This window comes from Halomonas sp. PAMB 3264 (assembly GCF_031954245.1).
In the GTDB taxonomy this organism is placed as follows: Bacteria; Pseudomonadota; Gammaproteobacteria; order Pseudomonadales; family Halomonadaceae; genus Vreelandella.
The window spans coordinates 2,558,303-2,573,532 of the sequence record NZ_CP134866.1; the positions used below are offsets into that span (position 1 = coordinate 2,558,303).

Genomic DNA, 15,230 nt, shown 5'->3' on the forward strand with positions numbered 1-15,230 from the left:
GCGCGTATTTTAGGGGTTAAGGTATTAAATAGCAAGTCTTTTCCGCATTCAGCTTAAAACGGCGTAGGTACCGCGGGCCTCCAGACAGAGAACGTCGTGGCAGTAGAGCGCCTGCACCAGCGTGATACGGCCCTTTCCACGGGTTTCGAGGCGGCTTGCGAGATCATCCGGGCCCCGAGGGTCTTCGGGTTTGCATATCAGCCGGTAGTCGTGAGTGACCGGGGCCAGAAAGCGCTGGGAAGCATCCGCAACCACCACGTCGCGCGCCAGGCCCTGCTGGCGAAGCCAGAGCGTGGTCCAGCACCAGCCCAGCAGCGTAGTTTGGGCGGTCAGCGCACCGCCAAAACCGGTGCCCTTGTCGTTGAGCGAGGGCGCAAGCGCAAGCTCCCACACCAGATGGCCGTTGTTCTGGCTCATTCTTTTGAGACCGAGGGCGTCCACCATGGGGATCGCCTGGGTCAGCCAGCGCTGAAAGGCGTCCAGGTCCTCCTCCCCCTTTTCGGGAAGTGACAAGCGTGGGAATGGCGTACCGGGCTCGCGAGACGTGGCCATGCGACCTCCTCGACGTATCGGGTTAGTTCCAGCGCTCGACGAAGTCGCTGACATCGTGGCGGGCCAGCGGCTTGTGGCGCCCGCCCAGGCTGCCCAGATAGATGAACGCGACCACTTCGTCGTCGTCCTCTAGGCTCAGCCCCTTGCGCACGACCGGATCGAACGCGTACTTGCCGCTTCGCCACATGGCGCCCAGCCCCAGCGAGTGGGCGGCCAGCAGAATGCCGTGGGCGGCGCAGCCAGCGGAGATGACCTGCTCCATCTTGGGCACCTTGGGAAGCTCCGGCGTCACGCGGGCGATGACCGCGATGATCATCGGCGCGCGAAGCGGCTTCTGGCGCGCGGCGTTGAGCGTATCATCAGACGCGCTGGGGTCTTCCTGGAACTCCGCTTCGGCGAACAGCTCGCCGAGGCGCTCGCGTCCTTCCCCACTGAACTCGATGAAACGCCAGGGGCGCAGCTCCTTGTGATCCGGCGCGCGCAGCGCCGCCTGGTAAAGCGCTTCGAGCTGCTCGGCGCTGGGCGCGGGCTCGGTGAGCTTGCCCATGGAGCTCCGTTCGTGAAGAAGCGTCAGTGCATCCATTCTGCGTCCTTTGATTAAGCCGGCCTGTGGTGAGCGCTCTACTTTAGCGCAACGCCTTACTGTCTTGCCAGACGCAGCGACCCCGGCGGCGCCATTCCCTTCGTGGCCCGCCAGGGGCTGATATCGAGCCCGCCCCGGCGTACGTAGCGCGCCAGCACCAGAAGCTCCTCGGGATCGGCGCGCTGCATCATATCGGTAAAGATGTGCTCGACGCAGTGCTCGTGAAAATCCTGGTGCTGGCGAAAGCCGATCAAATAGCGCAGAAGCCCTTCACGGTCGATCTTTTTGCCCTTGTAGCGAATCATCACGCTACCCCAATCCGGCTGGCCGGTGACCGGGCAGTTGGATTTCAGCAGGTGCGAGTAGAGGGTTTCCTCGATGACTTCGCCATCGGCACTTAGATGATCCGCGCTCGGGGTGTAGTCGTCGACGGCGATATCAAGCGCGTCCAGGCATTCGCCGGGCAGGCGCACCGGGTCGAGGGCGGCATCGTCCACGTCGAAAAGCTCGACGCCTACCGCGGCACCGGCCACACGGGAAAGGTCCTCTTTCAAAACGCCTCGCACCGCGTCGATGTTTTCAAAGCGCGTCTGATTGAAGCTATTGAGGTAGAGCTTCCAGGATTTGGATTCGATCAGGTTCGGCGAGCTTGCCGGCAGCGTGAAGCGCGCCACCGCCACGACGGGCTTGCCACGACCATTGAGCCAGGACACTTCGAAGGCGTGCCACTCGTCCTCGCCGATGAAGGGCAGCGCGCCCTCCTCGATGCCCAGCGGCGCCCGGTTGGCGGCGCGGGCAATGGGGAAGAGCAGCGCCGCGTCATACTGCTCCGGGTAGGCGGAATCGCGCCCCAGGGGCGCGTGTTCCAGAGTATCGGGGCGGTGTGCCATGACAGACTCCTTAACTGCGAATGCCGCGACCGCGCTCGAGCATGAACAGCGCGACGGTGAACAGCACGACGATGAACGCGAACACGGCGGCCAGCGCCCAGCCCACGGGAATGTCCGACACGCCCAGAAAGCCGTAGCGGAACACGTTCACCATGTAGAGGATCGGGTTGAGCATCGATACGCCCTGCCAGAAGTCCGGCAGCATCGAGATCGAGTAGAACACCCCGCCCAGATAGGTCAGCGGCGTCAATACGAAGGTCGGCACGATCGAGATGTCGTCGAACTTGTTGGCCAAGAGCGCATTGATGAAGCCGCCGATGGAGAATAGCGCCGAGGTCAGCACGACCACCAGCAGGGTCAACAGCGGATGCTCGAGGCTAAGCCTGGTAAAGAACAGCGACACGACCGTGACGATCAGCCCCACGCCCAGCCCGCGCGCCATACCGCCCAGAATGAAGCCGGAGAGGATCACCCAGTTGGGCATCGGCGAGACCATCATCTCCTCGACCGAGCGCTGAAACTTGTTGGAGAAGAAGCTCGAGGCGACGTTGGAGTAGCTGTTGGTGATCACCGACATCATGATCAAGCCGGGCACGATGAAGTCCATGTAGCTGAAGCCATCCATCGCGCCGATGCGCGAACCGATCAGGTTGCCGAAGATGATGAAGTACATCGCCATGGTGATCGACGGCGGCAAGAGCGTCTGCGGCCAGATCCGAGTGAAGCGCTTGATCTCCTTGATCACCAGCGTCCAGAGCGCCACCAGGGTTTGCGTTGCGTTCATGCGGAGGTCTCCCTGGAGCTCGGCTCGTCGATGGATTTCTGGCCCTGCTCGACCATGGACACGAACATTTCCTCGAGCCGGTTGGCGCGGTTGCGCATCGACACCACCTTGATGCCCTGGGCGCTGAGCGCCTCGAACACGGTGTTGAGCTCCTGGCCCCGCTCGATCGCCAGCGAAAGCTGCGACGGCTCGATCTGCTGGATCGCGAAGCCTTCGATTTCGGGTACGGTGGTGATCGGCTCGGCCAGGTCGAGCAGAAAGGTTTCGATGTCGAGCTCAGCGAGCAGCTCACGCACACTGGTGTTACGCACGATGTCGCCATTATTGATGATGGCGATGTTACGACACAGGCTTTCGGCCTCTTCCAGGTAGTGCGTGGTCAAGATGATGGTGGTGCCTTCGTCGCGGTTCAGGCGGCGCATGTACTCCCACATGCTGCGCCTGAGCTCGATGTCCACGCCGGCGGTGGGCTCGTCGAGAATCAGGAGCTTCGGGCGGTGCATCAGGGCGCGGGCAATCATCAGGCGCCGCTTCATGCCACCGGAGAGCATGCGCGCGCTGCCGTTTCGCTTGTCCCAAAGGCCGAGGTCGGTGAGAAGCTGTTTGGCCCGCGGAAGCGCCTCGCTGCGCTTCATGCCGTAGTAGCCCGCCTGGGCCATGACAATATCCAGCACTTTCTCGAACTGGCTGAAATTGAACTCCTGGGGCACCACGCCAAGCTGATATTTGGCTTTAGCGAAGTCCTTGTCGATGTCGATACCGAAGATGGAGACCTTGCCTTCGGTTTTTTGCACCAGCGAGCACACCACCCCCAGGGTGGTCGACTTCCCCGCTCCGTTGGGCCCCAACAGCGCAAAAAAATCGCCCTGCTGGACGTCGAGATCGATACCCTTCAGGGCGTGAAAGCCGTTGCCGTACACTTTGGTAAGGCCACGGATAGACAATGCCGGTTCGGCCATGAACATGTCCTGTCAGCAAAAGAGGATAAACAGTATAGAACGCCCATAGATGGGGGCAGTCGGGATCGTTTTCAAGCTAACGGCTGGGCGCGCCTGAAAATCGGAAACGGCAAAACCGTCGCTACCGTGTAATAGCGAACCGATCGAAAAGTAGGGGGTAAAAAATTGGAGCGGGAAAAGAGATTCGAACTCTCGACCCTCGCCTTGGCAAGGCGATGCTCTACCACTGAGCTATTCCCGCTTAGTACTGGAAGGCGCGAAATTGGCGTCCCATAGGGGGTTCGAACCCCTGTTACCGCCGTGAAAGGGCGGTGTCCTGGACCACTAGACGAATGGGACACATCAACGTCACAAGACGCTTGGAGCGGGAAAAGAGATTCGAACTCTCGACCCTCGCCTTGGCAAGGCGATGCTCTACCACTGAGCTATTCCCGCTTATCAATTTTCGCGTTCGGAGTGGCGTCCCATAGGGGGTTCGAACCCCTGTTACCGCCGTGAAAGGGCGGTGTCCTGGACCACTAGACGAATGGGACACGTTATGGAGCGGGAAAAGAGATTCGAACTCTCGACCCTCGCCTTGGCAAGGCGATGCTCTACCACTGAGCTATTCCCGCACTCCGATACCTTGACGATGAAGTGGCGTCCCATAGGGGGTTCGAACCCCTGTTACCGCCGTGAAAGGGCGGTGTCCTGGACCACTAGACGAATGGGACGTTTCATTGCCTCGTCGAGGTGGCGCGTATATTACTCAGAGGACCTTTTGATGTCAAGCCACTGATTTTCAGTTTGTGAGTTTACTTACGCTCGGCCCGAGTATCGAGCTGGCGTACAGCGCCGCCGCCCTTCTTTATTTCTTCCCTTCTTCCCTTCTTCCCTTCTTCCCTTCTTCCCTTCTTCCCATCGCAGGCGCGGCGCTTGTTACAAGCCACTGGCCGCTCACCGTGCGCCGGTTGGGTAAAGCCGCGCTTATCGCCTAAACTGAACCCTATGCCGTCATGAGCAGTCCAAGCGATACCTATCGCTTTGAAGAACCAACGCTTTACCGACACACGCCATCAAGGAGGCGCCCATGGCCAAGATCGAAAAAACGCCGGAGCAGTGGCGCAGCGAGCTCAGCGCCGAGCAGTACCGCGTGGCGCGGGAAAAAGGCACCGAGCGTCCGTTCACCGGCGACTATCAGGTCAGCGACGAACAGGGCATTTATCACTGCGTCTGCTGTCATGCACCGCTGTTTGAAAACGAGCACAAGTTCGAGGCTGGCTGCGGCTGGCCAAGCTTCGACCGGCCGCTGGGGAGCCACAGCGTCGAAGAGCACAGCGATACGAGCCACGGCATGACCCGTACCGAGGTCGTCTGCTCACACTGCGATGCCCACCTGGGCCACGTCTTCCCGGATGGGCCGCCGGACACTACCGGGCTTCGCTACTGTATCAATTCGGTGTCGCTGGAGTTTCACCCCAACGAGTAATGGCGCCCCCGGTTTCCGGCGCATCCACATGAGTCGCGCACTCGCGGGCTGGCATTCTGATAGAATGGCAGCCCGTTTTTTTGCCCTTTGATTGCGCTTTCAGGAGAGTTCCATGCTCGGCTGGTTTCCCGGACACATGAACAAGGCCCGCCGCCAGATCAAGGAGGCGCTGCCGGAAATCGACGTGGTCATCGAGGTGCTCGATGGGCGTCTGCCCTACTCCAGCGCCAACCCGATGCTGGCCGAGTTGACCCGCCACAAGCCGGTTTTGAAGATTCTGACCCGGGCGGATCTGGCCGACCCGACGCGCACCAGCGAATGGGTCGCGCATTTCGATGCCCAACCCGACACCCGAGCGCTGGCGGTGACCACCACCCAGAGCCGCGAACTCAAGAAGATCCCCAAGCTCTGCCACGAGCTTGCCGGCGCGGTGCGCGCGGACCGCGACGTGCGCGTGATGGTGATGGGCATTCCCAACGTGGGTAAATCCACGCTGATCAACGGCCTGGCCGGGCGCAAGATCGCCAAGACCGGTAACGAGCCGGCGGTCACCAAGCGCCAGCAGAAGGTGCGCATCGACGGGCGCGTGGCGCTGATCGACACGCCCGGGGTACTGTGGCCCAAGATCGAGGATCAGGCGAGCGCCTACCGGCTGGCCGCCAGCGGCGCCATTCGCGACACCGCCATCGAGTACGTGGACGTGGCGATCGTCGCCTGCGCCGAGCTCGCCAAACGCTATCCCGAGGCGCTCAAGAGCCGCTACAAGCTCAAGGCGCTGCCGGTTTACGAGGCGCTCCCAACGCCTCAGAGCGTCGACGCCGACGGCCCCACGCGCCCGGACTTTCTCGCCCTGGCGGGCTTCGACGGCCACGCGATCCTCAAGGAGATCGCCGCCAAGCGCGGCGGCCTGCGCCCCGGCGGCGAGGTGGACTGGCACCGCGGAAGCGAGGTACTGCTGCACGAGCTTCGCGACGGCAAACTCGGGCGCATTACGCTGGAAACCCCGGACGACATCCCCGCCCCGACGGACGAGATCGATGCAGGTGAGACGCCCGACGATAGCGCCGAATTGGGCGCAGACAGCGCAGGCCCTCACGCGCATAATGATCAATGACTTCGTCGATCGACCCCGTTGACCAATAACCCGACCAACCAAGGTACTCTGGGACACTTCATGGACACGACGCACCCCGTAGACTCATCGCTCACAGAGCCGCAGCCGCTCATGAAATCGAACAAGTTGCACAACGTCTGCTATGACATTCGCGGCCCCGTTCTCGAGCACGCCAAACGGCTGGAGGACGAAGGTCAACGCATTCTGAAGCTCAACATCGGTAACCCCGCCCCCTTCGGGTTCGAAGCGCCCGAAGAGATTCTTCAGGACGTGATGCGCAACCTGCCCACCGCTCAGGGCTATTGTGACTCCAAGGGGCTCTACTCGGCGCGCAAGGCGATCATGCAGGAGTGCCAGCGCAAGGAGATTCCCGGTGTGGGCATCGAGGACATCTATATCGGCAACGGCGTTTCCGAGCTGATCGTGATGTGCATGCAGGCACTTTTGAACGACGGCGACGAAGTGCTGATTCCCGCACCGGACTACCCGCTCTGGACCGCCGCGGCGCACCTGTCCGGCGGCCACGGCGTTCACTACCGCTGCGACGAGCAGGCCGACTGGGCACCGGACATCGACGACATTCGCGCCAAAGTCACCAGCCGCACGCGGGCGATCGTGCTGATCAACCCCAACAACCCGACCGGCGCCGTCTACCCGCCGGAGGTGGTTCGCCAGGTGTTAAAGGTCGCCCAGGAGCACCAGCTGGTCGTATTTTCCGATGAAATCTACGACAAGATCCTTTACGACGGCGTCGAGCACACCGCCACCGGCGCGCTTGCCGATGACGACCAGCTCGTGATCACCATGAACGGGCTGTCCAAGAGCTACCGCTGCGCCGGCTTTCGCTCCGGCTGGATGACCATTTCCGGCACGCTGGCCAAAAAGCGGGCGCGGGACTACATACAGGGCCTGACCATGCTCGCCTCGATGCGTCTGTGCGCCAACGTGCCGGCTCAGCACGCCATTCAAACGGCGCTCGGCGGCTATCAGTCGATCAACGATCTGGTGCTGCCCGGCGGGCGACTTCTGGCCCAGCGCGATATCACCGTGGAAAAGCTCAACGCCATTCCCGGGGTATCCTGCGTCACACCCAAGGGCGCGCTCTACGCCTTTCCGCGGCTGGACCCGGCGATCTTCAATATCAAAGATGATCAGCAGCTGGTGCTGGATCTGCTGCTGCAGGAGAAAATCCTGCTGGTACAGGGCAGCGCCTTCAACGCCCCGGATACCGACCACGTGCGGATCGTCACCCTGCCCTGGGCGGATCAGCTTGGCGACGCGCTGGATCGGTTCGCCAACTTTTTATCCCGCTATCGTCAGTAGACGCTGGAAACTGGCGCGCGATAACCGACTCTAACCGCTGAACGTCAACCGTTTAAAATCCTGAAGGAGACCACTACGATGATGCGTATTCTGCTGTTTCTGGCCACCAACCTTGCGGTGGTGCTGGTAGCAAGCTTTACGCTGCGCCTGTTTGGCGTGGAAGGCTATTTACGAAGTCAGGGCATCAACTTCACCGGCCTTTTGCTGTTCTGCTTCATCATTGGCATGGCGGGCTCGATGATCTCGCTGTTCATGTCGAAGTGGCTGGCCAAGCGCTCCACCGGCACCGTGCTGATCGAGGCGCCCTCCAATTCCACCGAACAGTGGCTGGTGGACACCGTGGCCGAGCTTTCCCGCGAGGCGGGCATCAAGACGCCAGAAGTCGGTATCTTTCCGGCGCAGCAGTCCAACGCCTTCGCCACCGGCTGGAACAAAAACGATGCGCTGGTCGCGGTATCCGCGGGGCTACTCAACCGCATGCGCCCGGACGAGGTACGCGCGGTACTGGCCCACGAAATCGGTCACGTGGCCAACGGCGACATGGTGACGCTGGCGCTGATTCAGGGCGTGGTCAACACCTTCGTCATGTTCTTCGCCCGGGCCGTGGCGCACCTGCTCGACGGCTTCTTGAAAAGCCGCGGCAGCGAAGGCGGGCTTGGGTTCATGGGCTACTTTGCGGTGGTCATGGTCGCGGAGATCGTCTTTGGCATCATCGCCTCGGCCATCGTCGCCTGGTTTTCGCGCTTTCGCGAGTATCGCGCCGATGAAGCCGGCGCCAGGCTTGCGGGCACCAACGCCATGGTCAACGCGTTGGCGCGTTTGAAAGCCGAAACCGAGATGCCGGATCAAATGCCCGACACCATGCGCGCCATGGCGATCACCAAGGGCCAGACCCGCTCGCTTCTGGAGAAACTCTTTGCCAGCCACCCGCCGCTGGATGAGCGCATTCGCGCGTTGAAGGAAGCGGCCTATCGCCAATAAGCGCTTATAGCCGACCCTCGTAGCCAGCCCTTTTAAAAACACTTGCTACGCGATCGCGAGGCGCCCTGGACCAGCCGGTTCAGGGCGCCTCGCTTTTTCATGCCCTTGAATGCTCACGTGACCAGCGTATACAGCGCCGAACGCACGCACCCTCGCCCGGCCGCCTTGGCCTCGTAAAGTAACTGATCGGCCGCCTTGATCAGTACCGACGGGTCGTCGCCGGTCACACAGCGCGTGCTGGCAACGCCCAGGCTGATCGTCACTACCGGCGCGACATCCGAGGTGCTGTGGGTCAGCGCCAGCGCGCGAACGGCGGCTTCGAGCTCGAGCGCCTTGCGCGTTGCGTCGAATAGATCCGTGCCCGGCAGCAGGCAGATGAACTCCTCGCCGCCGTAGCGCGCGACCAGATCCCGGGGGCGGTGAATATGTTGTTTGAGCAGGTCGGCGATGGCCTTCAGGCACTCGTCGCCGCTTACATGGCCGTAGTGATCGTTGTAGCGCTTGAAAAAGTCGATATCGAGAAAAAACATCGACAGCGATAGCTGGTCCTGACGACAGCGCCGCCACTCCTGGTCCAGCCGCTCATTGAAGTAGCGACGGTTTGCAACGCTAGTGAGCCCATCCTTGAGGGCCAGTTCGTGAAGACGCTGATGCTCCTGCTCGCGGCGGCGCAATACCGCCGTGGAAATTTGCAGCGCCGCCGAGCGCAGCCGATCGGCGCTCTCTTCGAGCATGCCAGAGTGAAGTGGCGGCGCGGGCTCGTGGGTACGGGCCAAGCGAATGACGTGACCATTGACGCCAGGTAACTGGGTGACCGTTAGCGAGCGCCGGCCATTGATGTACTCGAATTCCGGTGGCAATGCCTGCGCGTCGAGCCAGGAAAGATCCAGCGCCCGTTCAGGCAACAGGCAAGCCTCAAGAATCGCCGTGGCGCTCACGCCCGGGTTGAGAAGCGTCGCGGCATCGGCGAACTCCTCGGCAAACCCGGCGTTCCAGTCGACCAGACGCTGCTGGGCATCGAAGACAGCCATGCTCTGAAGGGGCGCTGGATCTCTATTCATGCAGGGCGCCGGCGTGCAGCCGTTCGAGCGCCAGCTTCGTTCCTTCTATGCGCGCGCGAATCTTGGCCAGCGCGGTTTCCCGCGAGGTGGAAACATCGTCGCAAAACGGTGAAAAACCGCAGTCGTCGGTGGTACCCAACTGCTCGAGCGGGATGAAGCGAGCCGCCTGCAGCACGCGCTCACACACCTCTTCGGGGGTTTCGATACGCGGGTCGTTGACATCGATCACGCCGATAAAGGCGCGCTGCCAAGGCTTTAAATAGCGCGCAACGATTTTGAGTCCGCGCTCCGGGTCCGCCTCGCCGGCCATGGCGATGTAGAAACTGCCGGCCTTGAGCTCGAACAAACTCGGCAACAGCTCCGCGTAGTCGACATCGGCGCTATGAGTGGCGTCGTGGTCAGCGCCTGGGCAGGTGTGAACACCGATACGCTGGCGCTCCTCCTCGGTGAGCCGTGCCAGTACCCGGTTGTTGAGTTCGATGAAGCTATCGAGCACGCTGCCGCTGGGGTCGAGCTTGAGCGCCAGCCTGCCCTCGGTAAAGTCGATCTGCACCTTGTCGGCCCCCGCGGCGAAGCAGCCGCGGATCTCTTTCTCCTGCTCGTCGATCAAATCCTCGAGAAACTGAGCGCGGCTGTAGCCCTCGATTGGCTCGGAGGGGTAAAAAAGGCTCACCGCCGAAGCCGAGATGATCGCCTGCTTCATGGGCAGTTTCGTGTAGTGCCTCGCTTTTACGAGCGTGTCGGCGGCAGAGAGTGCGTAGCGAAACGGGCCGGATACCAGCCGCGGCAGGCGGCGCACGTGGCCATCGCTGAAGGGAATTTCGAGACCGTCCGGGGCGAAGTTGTGACCGCCCTCGACCAGATAGGTGGCAAAGCCATGGGTCTTGCGCTGCTCGCCGTCGGTGATGATCGGCGAGCCGGTGGCTTCCAGCTCGCTCATGGTTTGCTTTACCGCTTCATCAAAAAGAGCCTGCATGGCTGTCCAATCCAGCTGGCCCGCATTGTACTCGCGCTGGGCCTGCATCAGCGCTTGTGTACGGGGAAGGCTTCCGATGGCCTCGGTCGGCAGGATCGTGATTCGTTTATCCATGACGTGCGGTCCTCGTCGGGTAGTTTGTTCGATATAAAACAACCTGCCGGGCCCGTGCAAGCGTTATCTATCGCGCTCGCCGCTATGGCGCCTACTCGATGCATCGGGCGTTGAAGCCCGCCCCAGACAGCACAGCTTCGAGTGAGCGCGCATCGCCCGACAACTGAACCTCCAGGGTGGCGAACTCACGGCGCAGCGGATAGTTCGTTCGGCAGTCATCGAAACCGGCCGCCAGTCCGCGCTGGCGGCACTCTCGTTTGAGCGCCTGCCTATCGCGGCGCACGTCGTAGACCGCTCTCATACATAAACGTAGCGCATCCTCGACGGGCAGCGCACCTTGTAAATGCACCGCTCTCAATGCAGGCGCTGGGCAAAGGCTGGAAAATGACGGCCCTTCGGGCAGGTTTAGCGTTTGCGTCAGCGCCTGTTGAATCATGAAGGTGCCGCGCAGCTTGCCATCCAGGCTGTGGCCGGCAATGTGGGGTGTGCCAAGCGCGACCCGCTCGAACAAGCCGGCATCGATGGCAGGCTCACTCTCCCACACGTCCAGCACGGCCTCGAGATCACCGCGCGCCGCCAGGCGCTCATCCAGCGCCTGGCCATCCACACAGTCGCCGCGCCCGGCATTGATCAGCACCGTGTTGGGCGCAAGCGCCGCGAGCCGCTCGGCGTTGAGCAGATGGCGGGTTGCATGCTCGCCTTCGCGTACCAGCGGCGTGTGCAGGCAGAGCACGTCACAGCGCTCGATGAGCTCATCGAGCGCGACGAAGCCTTCGGCCCCCTCGCGCTCGGCCCGCGGTGGGTCGCACACCAGTACCGCCACCCCAAGCGCCTTGAGGCGCGCCATGAGCCGCCCGCCGACGTTGCCCGCGCCCACGATTCCAACGGTGCGCTCGAACAGCGACCAGCCGCCCTGCTCGGCCAACGTCAAAAGGCTTGCCAGCACGTAGTCCACCACCGCCTCGGCGTTACAGCCCGGGGCACTGGCAAAGCCGATGCCGCGCTCGTCCAGAAAGTCGAGGTCGACGTGATCCACGCCGATGGTGCAGCTTCCCACGAAGCGCACCGGGCTCTTTTGGAGCAGCGCCGCATCGACCTGGGTGACCGAGCGCACGATCAGCGCGTCGGCATCGCTTACGTCCTGGGCGCTGATCTCGCGACCGGGGCGACGCAGGATATCGCCCAGGTGACCAAAGCAGGTGTCGGCGGCGGGAATGTTCGCATCGATGACGAGTTTCATAGGCGTTTCAATATCCGGGCTTTACAATACGTTGGAGGCGCGCGAGGCGTGACAGGACGTATTCAAGGAGAACAGGTTTTGAGGAGACCATAGTGATCGTACGCTGGGAAACCGACCATGACTATGTGCTGGTGCATATTCACCAGGACATGTTCGGCGACTGGATCTTCAGCCGCGCCTGGGGGCAGATCGGCACTCAGTTCGGCGGGCTGAAACATCAGTTGGCCGATACCCGCGAACAGGCGCAAATGTGGCTCGACGACGAGGCCACCATCCAGGCCTCGCGCGGGTTCGATAAAGTGCTGGAAGCCGACGACCACACCCCGGAAGCTCAGGACGCGATGCGCCAGCTATCGCTTCTGGACGCGCTCTAACGCCGTTTCAGACCCGGTGGCGCAACGTGAAGACGTGGTGCAGATTCGTTCGCCGCTGAAAATCCGGGTCGAAGGTGTTAGCGGTGATCTCTTCCACCAGATAGCGCTCGGTGAGCGCTTCGTCGAGCTTGAAGCGGCGCTGGTTGTTGGAAAACACCAGCGTGCCGCCGGGGGCCAGCCGCGCCATCGCGAGTTCGATCAAGCGCGGGTGGTCGCGCTGCACGTCCAGGGTGTCGCGCATCTTCTTCGAGTTGGAGAAGGTCGGCGGGTCCATGAAGATCAGATCGAACTGGGTATCGGCGCGCTCGAGCCAGCGAAAGCAGTCCTCGCGCACTACCCGGTGGCGGCGCTGGTCGAGATCGTTGAGCGCGAAATTGTCCTTGGCCCACTCCAGATAGGTGTTGGACATGTCCACGCTGACGCTGTCGCTCGCCCCGCCGAGCGCGGCCTGTACCGTGGCGGTCGCGGTGTAGCAGAACAGGTTCAAAAAGCGCTTCCCCTGAGCCAGCTCGCCGAGCATACGCCGCACCGGGCGGTGATCCAGAAAAAGCCCGGTGTCCAGGTAGTCACGCAGGTTGACCCACAGCCGGGCATCGCCCTCGCGCACCTCGAAACGCTCACCGCTGGCACCGCGCTTTTGGTACTGGGCGTTGCCAACCTGGCGCTCGCGGCGCTTGATGTAGATGGCGCTTGAATGCACGCCGAGCGCCTCGGGCAGCACTTCGAGCGCATCGAACAGGCGCTTTTGCGCTTGGCCTGCGTTGATCGACTTCGGCGCGGCGTACTCCTGCACGTGCACCTTGTCGCCATAGCGGTCGACGGCCAGCGCGAACTCGGGCATGTCCGCATCGTATATCCGGTAGCAGGTCTCTCCGCTCTGCTTGAGCCACTTCTTCAAGCGCTTCTGGTTCTTGGCCAGCCGGTTGGCGAACATTTGGGCGTTCTCCGAGACCTGGCGCTCGCCGCTTACCGCCTGCGCGGCGGGTTGGCTCTCCCCTTGCTCGATACGCTCATCGCTTTCGTTCGCCTGAGGCGTCGCGTCGATCTCCATCAGCAGCAGCTTGGCGTCGAGCGCGGCGTTTTTCAGCGCGTACTGCTTGTGGGCGCGAAGCCCGAGGCGATGGCCCAGATCCGGGTTGCCGGTAAACACCGCCAGCGTCCAGCCAGGAAAGAGCGCGCGCGCCTTGTCGCCAAGCGTGGCGTACAGGCCGACAAGCTCCGGAAGTTCGCCCAAGCGCTCACCATACGGCGGGTTGGTGATGATCAGGCCGCGCGACTGATCGAGCGCCTCGGGCCGGGTGAGCTGTGACAGACTCTGCCCGGCCAGCTCAATCAGCGCGGGCACGCCGGCGCGCATGGCATTGGCCCGGGCCGAGGAGATTGCCGCCGGGCTCTGATCGAAGCCGTAGAGCGTGGTCTTGCAGCGTTTTCGCCCGATCGAGGCGCGCGCCTGGGCTTCACGCTTGAGCTCCTGCCAGATAGCGACGTCGTGGCCCGCCCAGCCTTCGAAGCCAAAACGCGGGCGATGCAGGTTGGGAGCCTGATCGGCGGCCATCAGGGCCGCCTCGATCAACAGTGTGCCCGAGCCGCAAAGCGGGTCGACCAGCGCCTCCCCTTGCTTGGCGCGCTCAAGCCAACCCGCCCGCACTAAAAGCGCAGCGGCCAGGTTTTCCTTGAGCGGCGCGTGACCGACCTCCTTGCGATAGCCGCGCCGGTGCAGGCTGTCGCCGGAAAGATCGACCCCCAGGGTCAAATTCGCCCGATGAAGATGGGCGTAAAGGCGCAGATCCGGCGTTTTGGTGTCGATGTCCGGGCGCGGCAACCCCGCCAGCGCCAGCGAATCCACTACCGCGTCCTTGACCGTTTGCGCGCCAAAGCGGGTGTGGCGAATCTGGTCGCTGCGCCCGTGAAAATCGACCGCCAGGGTGTTACCGGCGCTAACGTGCGACGGCCAGCTCACGCCGAGCGCAGCACTGTAGAGCTCGGCGGCGCTCTGTACCATCGTCGCGCGCTTGATCACGAGTACGACTCGGTTGGCCAGCCGCGACCAGAGACAGGCGCGGTAAGCGGTTTCGAGATCGGCGCTGAAGTAGACCCCGGCCACCGTGGCCTTGTCCGGACGGGCGCCCAGCGCCAAAAGCTCATCGAGCAGAAGACTTTCGATGCCTCTGGGGCAGGTGGCTAAAAACTCTAGCGAGGCGTTCTGGCTGGGCTCGGTCATAAGCATCGGCGCGCGTAACCGCGCGAAATTCCTGTATATGGCAAATGTGTTTACGTTCGATGACAATTTGGGGGTCGACAAGGGACCATATCATGGGCTAACAATAAGAGAGTAGCTACTTAAACGCATGCGTACATTGTCAGGGTTTGACGCCGAACGACCAACCTTTGCGTCGACGCAAACCCTTGGCTTGTCGAGTTGTTCCGGGTCGTTATGCACGTGAGTGCCGAACCCGTGGCCCGGAACCTACTCGCTCTTGAAGTAAGCTCCGAGGCTGCTTCCGGTTTTTTTCATCGCGCCGGTTAGCCGCTTCATACTCAAGGCTTTCATAAGAGAGGTCAGCCAATGAAACGACAAAAGCGTGATCGCTTCCAGCGGGCATACGTTCACGGTTACAAAGCGGGTGTCACGGGTCGCTCTCGTGACGATTGCCCAAGCCAGGACATCAATTTACGCGAGTACTGGATGAGCGGTTGGCGTGAAGGTCGCGGTGATCAGTGGGACGGCATGACGGGCGTCTCCGGTATCCATAAAAACCCGATGGTCATGACCTGACCCGGACGTTTTTCAAACGAACCTTCAAAACCAGA

General features: G+C 62.1%; 15 protein-coding genes and 6 tRNA genes. 6 read left to right on the forward strand and 15 right to left on the reverse strand.

Annotation, left to right across the window (positions count from 1 at the left end; translation table 11 throughout):
* Positions 1–48 precede the first annotated feature (48 nt).
* From RN347_RS11580 to RN347_RS11630, 11 genes are all read right to left on the reverse strand, one after another.
* Positions 49–552, reverse strand: a complete 504-nt coding sequence (locus tag RN347_RS11580; RefSeq protein WP_311958313.1) for a YiiD C-terminal domain-containing protein — start codon at positions 550–552, stop codon at positions 49–51.
* A gap of 22 nt (positions 553–574) precedes the next feature.
* Positions 575–1,135 (reverse strand): nitroreductase family protein, encoded by a 561-nt coding sequence (locus tag RN347_RS11585; protein ID WP_311958314.1) that lies wholly within the window; start codon positions 1,133–1,135, stop codon positions 575–577.
* A 56-nt stretch (positions 1,136–1,191) separates the two neighbouring features.
* Positions 1,192–2,025, reverse strand: coding sequence for an NADPH-dependent 7-cyano-7-deazaguanine reductase QueF (gene queF, locus RN347_RS11590; protein ID WP_311958315.1), 834 nt, complete (start codon positions 2,023–2,025; stop codon positions 1,192–1,194).
* A 10-nt stretch (positions 2,026–2,035) separates the two neighbouring features.
* The gene (locus RN347_RS11595) at positions 2,036–2,809 is read right to left on the reverse strand and encodes an ABC transporter permease (protein ID WP_311958316.1); all 774 of its coding nucleotides are present in this window, start codon (positions 2,807–2,809) and stop codon (positions 2,036–2,038) included.
* Positions 2,806–3,768, reverse strand: a complete 963-nt coding sequence (locus tag RN347_RS11600) for an ABC transporter ATP-binding protein (protein WP_311958317.1) — start codon at positions 3,766–3,768, stop codon at positions 2,806–2,808. Before RN347_RS11600 ends, RN347_RS11595 begins: the two co-directional genes overlap by 4 nt.
* Before the next feature lie 166 nt (positions 3,769–3,934).
* Positions 3,935–4,009 (reverse strand) — tRNA-Gly (locus RN347_RS11605).
* Positions 4,010–4,031: 22 nt separating this feature from the next.
* A tRNA-Glu gene (locus RN347_RS11610) sits at positions 4,032–4,107 on the reverse strand.
* Between the two features lie 21 nt (positions 4,108–4,128).
* Positions 4,129–4,203: transfer RNA gene (locus RN347_RS11615), tRNA-Gly, on the reverse strand.
* Positions 4,204–4,225: 22 nt separating this feature from the next.
* Positions 4,226–4,301 (reverse strand) — tRNA-Glu (locus tag RN347_RS11620).
* A 6-nt stretch (positions 4,302–4,307) separates the two neighbouring features.
* Positions 4,308–4,382 (reverse strand) — tRNA-Gly (locus RN347_RS11625).
* A 23-nt stretch (positions 4,383–4,405) separates the two neighbouring features.
* Positions 4,406–4,481 (reverse strand) — tRNA-Glu (locus RN347_RS11630).
* A gap of 356 nt (positions 4,482–4,837) precedes the next feature.
* On the opposite strand from RN347_RS11630, the gene msrB reads away from it, so the two are divergent.
* The 4 genes from msrB to htpX all read left to right on the forward strand — a co-directional run bounded on the left by msrB (position 4,838) and on the right by htpX (position 8,654).
* The gene (msrB, locus tag RN347_RS11635) at positions 4,838–5,236 is read left to right on the forward strand and encodes a peptide-methionine (R)-S-oxide reductase MsrB (RefSeq protein ID WP_263586652.1); all 399 of its coding nucleotides are present in this window, start codon (positions 4,838–4,840) and stop codon (positions 5,234–5,236) included.
* 112 nt (positions 5,237–5,348) lie between these two features.
* Complete coding sequence (gene ylqF / locus RN347_RS11640; protein WP_311958318.1) at positions 5,349–6,350, forward strand: ribosome biogenesis GTPase YlqF; 1,002 nt, start codon at positions 5,349–5,351, stop codon at positions 6,348–6,350.
* Positions 6,351–6,410: 60 nt separating this feature from the next.
* The gene (locus RN347_RS11645; RefSeq protein ID WP_409365755.1) at positions 6,411–7,673 is read left to right on the forward strand and encodes a pyridoxal phosphate-dependent aminotransferase; all 1,263 of its coding nucleotides are present in this window, start codon (positions 6,411–6,413) and stop codon (positions 7,671–7,673) included.
* Positions 7,674–7,751: 78 nt separating this feature from the next.
* On the forward strand, positions 7,752–8,654 hold the full coding sequence (htpX, locus tag RN347_RS11650) for a protease HtpX (RefSeq protein WP_263586649.1): 903 nt from the start codon (positions 7,752–7,754) through the stop codon (positions 8,652–8,654).
* A gap of 113 nt (positions 8,655–8,767) precedes the next feature.
* Here the strand turns inward: htpX and RN347_RS11655 are convergent, their stop codons facing one another.
* The 3 genes from RN347_RS11655 to pdxB form a co-directional block, all read right to left on the reverse strand.
* Positions 8,768–9,715, reverse strand: a complete 948-nt coding sequence (locus tag RN347_RS11655) for a diguanylate cyclase (RefSeq protein ID WP_311958323.1) — start codon at positions 9,713–9,715, stop codon at positions 8,768–8,770.
* Positions 9,708–10,805, reverse strand: a complete 1,098-nt coding sequence (locus RN347_RS11660; protein ID WP_311958325.1) for a cobalamin-independent methionine synthase II family protein — start codon at positions 10,803–10,805, stop codon at positions 9,708–9,710. Before RN347_RS11660 ends, RN347_RS11655 begins: the two co-directional genes overlap by 8 nt.
* 91 nt (positions 10,806–10,896) lie before the next feature.
* Positions 10,897–12,045 (reverse strand): 4-phosphoerythronate dehydrogenase PdxB, encoded by a 1,149-nt coding sequence (pdxB, locus tag RN347_RS11665; RefSeq protein ID WP_311958326.1) that lies wholly within the window; start codon positions 12,043–12,045, stop codon positions 10,897–10,899.
* Between the two features lie 92 nt (positions 12,046–12,137).
* Here pdxB and RN347_RS11670 point away from each other — a divergent pair, with 92 nt between their 5' ends.
* On the forward strand, positions 12,138–12,419 hold the full coding sequence (locus RN347_RS11670; RefSeq protein WP_263586645.1) for a hypothetical protein: 282 nt from the start codon (positions 12,138–12,140) through the stop codon (positions 12,417–12,419).
* A gap of 7 nt (positions 12,420–12,426) precedes the next feature.
* On the opposite strand, the gene rlmKL is transcribed toward RN347_RS11670, so the two are convergent.
* The gene (gene rlmKL / locus RN347_RS11675) at positions 12,427–14,640 is read right to left on the reverse strand and encodes a bifunctional 23S rRNA (guanine(2069)-N(7))-methyltransferase RlmK/23S rRNA (guanine(2445)-N(2))-methyltransferase RlmL (protein WP_311960851.1); all 2,214 of its coding nucleotides are present in this window, start codon (positions 14,638–14,640) and stop codon (positions 12,427–12,429) included.
* Between the two features lie 345 nt (positions 14,641–14,985).
* On the opposite strand from rlmKL, the gene rmf reads away from it, so the two are divergent.
* A complete protein-coding gene (gene rmf, locus RN347_RS11680) occupies positions 14,986–15,195 on the forward strand; it encodes a ribosome modulation factor (protein ID WP_227388219.1) in 210 nt (69 codons plus the stop codon).
* Positions 15,196–15,230: the final 35 nt, after the last annotated feature.

Coding starts and splice junctions, on each gene's coding strand:
- RN347_RS11580 (WP_311958313.1), bottom strand. CDS start 552: ATGGCCACGTCTCGCGAGCCCGGTACGCCATTCCCACGCTTGTCACTT.
- RN347_RS11585 (WP_311958314.1), bottom strand. CDS start 1,135: ATGGATGCACTGACGCTTCTTCACGAACGGAGCTCCATGGGCAAGCTC.
- queF (WP_311958315.1), bottom strand. CDS start 2,025: ATGGCACACCGCCCCGATACTCTGGAACACGCGCCCCTGGGGCGCGAT.
- RN347_RS11595 (WP_311958316.1), bottom strand. CDS start 2,809: ATGAACGCAACGCAAACCCTGGTGGCGCTCTGGACGCTGGTGATCAAG.
- RN347_RS11600 (WP_311958317.1), bottom strand. CDS start 3,768: ATGGCCGAACCGGCATTGTCTATCCGTGGCCTTACCAAAGTGTACGGC.
- msrB (WP_263586652.1), top strand. CDS start 4,838: ATGGCCAAGATCGAAAAAACGCCGGAGCAGTGGCGCAGCGAGCTCAGC.
- ylqF (WP_311958318.1), top strand. CDS start 5,349: ATGCTCGGCTGGTTTCCCGGACACATGAACAAGGCCCGCCGCCAGATC.
- RN347_RS11645 (WP_409365755.1), top strand. CDS start 6,411: ATGGACACGACGCACCCCGTAGACTCATCGCTCACAGAGCCGCAGCCG.
- htpX (WP_263586649.1), top strand. CDS start 7,752: ATGATGCGTATTCTGCTGTTTCTGGCCACCAACCTTGCGGTGGTGCTG.
- RN347_RS11655 (WP_311958323.1), bottom strand. CDS start 9,715: ATGAATAGAGATCCAGCGCCCCTTCAGAGCATGGCTGTCTTCGATGCC.
- RN347_RS11660 (WP_311958325.1), bottom strand. CDS start 10,805: ATGGATAAACGAATCACGATCCTGCCGACCGAGGCCATCGGAAGCCTT.
- pdxB (WP_311958326.1), bottom strand. CDS start 12,045: ATGAAACTCGTCATCGATGCGAACATTCCCGCCGCCGACACCTGCTTT.
- rlmKL (WP_311960851.1), bottom strand. CDS start 14,640: ATGACCGAGCCCAGCCAGAACGCCTCGCTAGAGTTTTTAGCCACCTGC.
- rmf (WP_227388219.1), top strand. CDS start 14,986: ATGAAACGACAAAAGCGTGATCGCTTCCAGCGGGCATACGTTCACGGT.